Consider the following 5,584-nt stretch of genomic DNA (forward strand, 5'->3'; position numbering starts at 1 on the left):
CCGGTGATCCCGCTGCCAATCCAGCAACTGTGCTGCGCGGCCCGCAAGCGCAAACACGCTGTCTTCCACCCGACCCAGTAGATGGTAAAGGTTGCTCACCTGATAGCGCATGGTATCCACAGCAATAATGTCATCTATTTCTACTGCGAAGCAGGCCTGGCCTGCCCAGTGACCGATGTATTGCTCTCTAGCGACTTTCCAATTGTTCTGCGTGAGGTCGTCGTCCGTCAAAATACAGGGTTGTCGCGACTTCATATCCATCACCAGCTTGCCGCTCTGAAACACAATGTGCAGAGCGTCATTCCGATGGACGGGTGCTGACTGATCGAGATCCAGCATAGATCAATTGCTCCTGGCGCGATGAGGCGACTGTGACCACAGGCGGTAATATAAGAGGGGAGCTATCCTATGCACCACAAGGGACTGTCGCAAGGGGGATGCGCGTAATAATGCCCTGATTGCGCCCAATGATCGGTGTCCACCGACTTACGCGAACCCAAGCAATACCGTACACTTGCGCCATACATCTAGAGGAATTCCTATGAGCGAATCTGCAGCTCAAGCGCTTTGGCACAACTTTCTCGGGTCGTCACCAGACTGGTATAAAAAGGCGATTATCGGGTTCTTGTTGATCAACCCCGTGCTGCTTTACACCATTGGTCCGTTCGCTACCGGCTGGGTTCTGATTGGAGAGTTTATCTTCACACTGGCGCTTGCTTTGCGATGTTACCCACTGCAACCCGGCGGGCTTTTGGCCATCGAGGCTGTGGCGCTGGGTATGACCAGTCCAGACTCGGTGTTTCACGAAACAGCGGCCAACTTCGAAGTCATTTTACTGTTGATGTTTATGGTCGCCGGCATCTACTTCATGAAGGAACTGCTGCTTTTTGTATTCACGCGGATTCTTCTCAAAGTCCGTTCCAAGGTTGTGTTATCACTGCTCTTTAGTTTGGTAGCGGCGTTCCTCTCTGCCTTCCTAGATGCTCTGACCGTGACCGCGGTGCTCATCAGCGTCGGAGTGGGTTTCTATTCGGTGTATCACAAAGTCGCATCAGGCAAGGGTAATAATCATCAAGACAGTCATGACCATGGCGATGACGGTGGTGTACAAGACAACCATCGCGAAGATCTGGAAGATTTCCGAGCGTTTCTACGCTCACTACTTATGCATGGCGCCGTGGGAACAGCGCTTGGTGGCGTTTGTACTCTTGTAGGGGAACCTCAAAACCTGCTTATTGCATCGGTAGCCGATTGGGACTTCATAAAGTTCGTGACGGTTATGGCACCGGTAACCATGCCTGTTTTAGTCTGCGGCTTGATAACCTGTGCGTTGCTGGAGGTCACGGGTAAATTCGGCTACGGCGCTAAGCTGCCGGATTCGGTTCGTTCAGTGCTCAACGAGTTCCAGGATAAAGCTGATGCAAACCGTAGCTCCCGAGATGTGGCTCGCCTCGTCGTGCAGGCCCTGGTTGCGGTGATATTGGTGGCTGGGCTGGCGATGCACCTGGCGGCGGTAGGACTTATTGGATTAATGGTCATCGTGCTGCTCACGGCCTTTAATGGCATTGTCGAAGAGCACCAGATCGGCCACGCCTTTGAGGAAGCCCTTCCCTTTACGGCGCTCCTGGTGGTTTTCTTCGCGATTGTGGCTGTCATACATGATCAACACTTGTTTACGCCCGTCATCGATGCGGTGTTGGCGATGGATGCCGAGATTCGACCGGGGATGTTCTTTATTGCCAATGGTGTTTTGTCGATGATCAGCGACAACGTGTTCGTGGCAACGGTGTATATCAATGAAGTCAAAGCGGCCTTGGATGCTGGGGCTATCAGTCGACCTGAGTTCGACCAACTGGCTGTCGCGATCAACACCGGCACCAACCTTCCCAGTGTTGCGACGCCCAATGGGCAAGCCGCCTTCCTGTTCCTGTTGACCTCAGCGTTAGCGCCGCTGATTCGATTGTCCTACGGACGAATGGTGATTATGGCGTTACCCTACACCTTCGTTATGGGCGGTGTTGGTTTTGTCTGCGTCACACTGTTTATCTAGTAAAAAGCCTGTCGTTTAACCACCACTGTGGAGGGTTCTCCACAGTGGTTCGGTACCCGCTGCAGCAATGCTATCAAGCTGCGCTTCGTGAGCCGCTAGCTCACTCTCACTAGGCGCAATAACCGGTAGTCTCTGGCGTTCAGGCGGAAGTCTTCGCAGCCCTCGCGGGCGAGATCGTCCCTGGCTGTCGCCATCATCTCCCCCTAAGGCCAGCGCGGTCTGTCCACCGGTCATTGTCAGATAGACATCAGCCAGTATTTCGGCATCCAGAAGTGCGCCGTGAAGGTCTCTGCTTGAGTTATCTACCGCATAGCGCTTGCACAGTGCATCCAGACTGTTGCGCTGCCCCGGGTGGCGACTTCTCGCCATAACCAAGGTGTCTGTAATCTCACAGCGCTGCGCGAGTGGCACCGCCGCAGGGTCTAGTCGATTCAGCTCACTATCGAGAAAGCCAATATCAAAAGGCGCATTGTGGATGATCAGTTCGGCGCCATCGACAAAATCCACAAAGTCTTTGGCGACTGCAGAAAACACGGGCTTGTCAGCAAGAAACATGGCGGTGATGCCGTGTACCTCGATAGCCCCCGCGTCGATATCCCGCTCTGGATTGATGTAACGATGAAAATGCCGGCCGGTGAGCTGTCGGTTGTCGAGCTCCACGCACCCGATCTCGATGATGCGGTGACCCTGACTGACTTCGAGCCCTGTGGTTTCTGTGTCAAGCACGATCTGTCGCATAGTTGCAGTCGGTCCTTTAGCGCTAAGAGAGTATTTCATCGATGGCGCGGTTCGCCAGAGCGTCAGCACGCTCGTTACCCGGATGGCCACTATGGCCTTTTACCCATTCCCAAGTCACGGTATGCCGCTGATTCTGGACTTCCAAAAGCTGCCAAAGATCGGCATTTGCCACAGGTTTCTTGGCCGATGTCTTCCATCCCCGGCGCTTCCAGTTGGGTAGCCACTCGGTAATGCCTTTCAAGACATAGGTAGAGTCCGTAACCAGTCTGACAGCACAAGATTCACTCAGTGCCGCAAGCCCTTCGATGGCCGCACTCAGCTCCATGCGATTATTGGTCGTGTCGGCTGCCGCGCCATAGAGCTCCCGTTCTTTATCCGCATAGCAAAGCAGCGCACCCCAACCACCGGGTCCGGGGTTTCCCCGGCAAGCACCGTCCGTGAAGAGCTCAATCTTTTTCATGCGGTCTCATATGATTCGATAAAGGGGTCAGGCAGCTTGATCACTGTTGTCTGAGCGAGGCTGTCGTGGCGTGGGGGCTGGGGCTCCGGCGACACCGAGCCCCCGAAAACTCGCTCTAGCGCGCGCTCGCAGACTCCTGGGCCTGCGCACGCCAGCTATTTGCTTGATCGCATGGGCAATATAGACGCCGCCACCGGGAAAGCTGTGATCACAGGCCCATTGGTCGACGCGGCCGACAAAACGACGGAACCGCCCTTTGCCTGCCAATGGAAGAGGAAACAGCTGCTGAGTACTTTCTAGTTCACAGTCTAGCAGCCGCAACCAGTCTGTGAGCCGACCTAGGCTGACCGGGCGATGACGCCCTTTGTTCCAAAGGCTGCTTTTTCTCAGACCGCGTAAATAATGTGCCGCCCCCAAGAGACTCAGGGGGTTGAATCCGACAATGATCAAATGACCGTGTGGCCGCAGTACACGCTGCATCTCTCGCAAACTACCGTGGGGATGCTCATCGAACTCCAAGGCATGAAACGCGACCACTGTGTCGACACTGTCGCTTTCCAGCGGTAGCTCGTCACCATGACAAAACATCGATGCGCTGCGATCGGTCGCGGAGCAGGCGAAAATCCGATGATTAATCGGACTTTCGGCGATCAAACTGCGCGTAGGCAGCGAACCAATCTGTAAAATATGGTACCCAAAGGATAGGCCAAGCACGGGTTCCAGGCGCTCTATTATGGCTTCACAGAGCTCTTCTCCGGATTCTCTGGCATACCAGGATTCCAGAGCTCGGGAAATCTCGATAGACTGCATGTTCGCGACGCTTTTCACGATTAAGAGAGTAGCCAGTGCGGTGCCTGCATGCAACGCCCGACTACATTCAAATAGAGCGTTTTTTTGTTGAGCGCTAGAACACCCTGAGAATTCTTGCTTATGTCCAGTATCGTCGGCATTCCGGCCTTTAATGATAATTACATATGGCTTCTCCAAAACCGCGATGGTAGTGCCTGGGTAGTTGATCCCGGCGATGCGGCCCCGGTAGAGAAGGCACTGGCAGAGCGGAAACTCTCGCTTGCCGGGATTCTGATAACCCACCATCACTTTGATCACGTGGGTGGGCTTAAAGCGCTGAAGAAGAAGCACGCCTGCACCGTCTACGGACCGCCCAACCCATCCATAGAGGGCATCGATCGCGTACTGGTCGAAGGTGATCATGTAAGGGTGGGTGATTACGCTTTCGAAATCATCAGTGTTCCCGGGCATACGCTTGATCATATTGCCTACTATCAGGCGGGTGAAAATCCGGCGGTGTTTTGTGGCGACACACTGTTTGCCGGAGGCTGCGGCCGCATTTTTGAGGGCGACCCGCCAATGATGTACGAATCTCTGAGCAAGCTTGCTGCCCTCCCCGCAGCGACAGCCGTCTACTGCGCCCACGAGTACACGCTGGCAAATCTTGCTTTTGCCAGAGCAGCGGATCCGAGCAACCTTGATCTAAAAGAACGCGAGATCAATGCCAGAGCCCTGCGCGCTGCCGGAGAATCAACGGTCCCGTCAACTATCGGAGTGGAGCTTGCGACGAATCCTTTCTTGCGCAGTGCCGACCCTCATCTTGCGCTGGGACTGGCGTCCGAAGGCCGCGAATCTGGCGCTGACCCCGTAGAGGTTTTTGCCGGGCTTCGTGCATGGAAAGATCAATTCTGAATACTCAAATGCTCCGCGCTACGCTGCTTCTCGCCTTGCTTACGCTGGGCGCCTGTAGCACACAAAGCGACAAACCTCTGGAACCAGAGGCATCTATGACTCCCGCGGCCGAGCTACTACCGCCTGCCGCCGATCACAGGGTCACGCAGGATCCGGGCCCGCCCGTCGACCTTTGGGACAGAATTCGACGACAGTTGGAGTTTCACACACTGCACAATGCGCGCATTGGCGCGGCTCGCGAGTACTACCTCAAGCAGCCACGATACTTTGAACTCGTGGCTCCCCGTGCAGAGCGCTATCTCTACCATCTGGTTTCAGAAGTTGAAGCTCGGGGTATGCCCATCGAAATTGCCATGCTTCCTTTTGTGGAGAGCGCAATGAACCCCTTTGCGTTTTCTAATCAGCGTGCCGCAGGTCTTTGGCAGATCATGCCGGGTACAGCGGACGATCTTGGGGTTCGGCGAGATTGGTGGTTTGACGGTCGCTTGGATGTCCGGGATTCGACCACTCACGCCTTGGATTACCTGGAGTCAATGAACGCTGACTTCGACGGTGACTGGCTACTCACACTCGCGGCCTACAATTCTGGCAAGGGGCGTGTTCAGCGCGCTATTAAGCGGAACAAGACTCAGGGC

Annotated in this window: 7 protein-coding genes; 3 read left to right on the forward strand and 4 right to left on the reverse strand. The window is 55.0% G+C overall.

Going from position 1 to position 5,584, the window contains the following annotated elements; genetic code table 11:
- Positions 1–339: NUDIX-like domain-containing protein (locus ACI9KD_RS16670; RefSeq protein ID WP_414982297.1), on the reverse strand; the 339-nt coding region annotated here is incomplete at its 3' end.
- A gap of 202 nt (positions 340–541) precedes the next feature.
- Between ACI9KD_RS16670 and nhaB the strand changes: the two genes are divergently transcribed.
- A complete protein-coding gene (nhaB, locus tag ACI9KD_RS16675) occupies positions 542–2,050 on the forward strand; it encodes a sodium/proton antiporter NhaB (protein ID WP_414982298.1) in 1,509 nt (502 codons plus the stop codon).
- 15 nt (positions 2,051–2,065) lie between these two features.
- Here nhaB and dnaQ read toward each other — a convergent pair whose 3' ends face one another.
- The 3 genes from dnaQ to ACI9KD_RS16690 are packed head-to-tail and all read right to left on the reverse strand — an operon-like array spanning position 2,066 to position 4,058.
- Positions 2,066–2,788: a DNA polymerase III subunit epsilon gene (dnaQ, locus tag ACI9KD_RS16680; protein ID WP_414982299.1), complete on the reverse strand. Its 723-nt coding sequence runs from the start codon at positions 2,786–2,788 to the stop codon at positions 2,066–2,068.
- Positions 2,789–2,810: 22 nt separating this feature from the next.
- The gene (rnhA, locus tag ACI9KD_RS16685) at positions 2,811–3,248 is read right to left on the reverse strand and encodes a ribonuclease HI (RefSeq protein ID WP_414982300.1); all 438 of its coding nucleotides are present in this window, start codon (positions 3,246–3,248) and stop codon (positions 2,811–2,813) included.
- A 27-nt stretch (positions 3,249–3,275) separates the two neighbouring features.
- Positions 3,276–4,058, reverse strand: coding sequence for a class I SAM-dependent methyltransferase (locus ACI9KD_RS16690; protein ID WP_414982301.1), 783 nt, complete (start codon positions 4,056–4,058; stop codon positions 3,276–3,278).
- A 120-nt stretch (positions 4,059–4,178) separates the two neighbouring features.
- Between ACI9KD_RS16690 and gloB the strand changes: the two genes are divergently transcribed.
- Together gloB and ACI9KD_RS16700 are read left to right on the forward strand one after the other, a co-directional pair.
- The gene (gloB, locus tag ACI9KD_RS16695) at positions 4,179–4,949 is read left to right on the forward strand and encodes a hydroxyacylglutathione hydrolase (protein WP_414982302.1); all 771 of its coding nucleotides are present in this window, start codon (positions 4,179–4,181) and stop codon (positions 4,947–4,949) included.
- The coding region (locus ACI9KD_RS16700; protein WP_414982303.1) for a transglycosylase SLT domain-containing protein at positions 4,931–5,584 on the forward strand (654 nt) is incomplete at its 3' end. The genes gloB and ACI9KD_RS16700, both read left to right, overlap by 19 nt.

The sequence above is a fragment of the Congregibacter sp. genome, from assembly GCF_047617445.1.
In the GTDB taxonomy this organism is placed as follows: Bacteria; Pseudomonadota; Gammaproteobacteria; order Pseudomonadales; family Halieaceae; genus Congregibacter.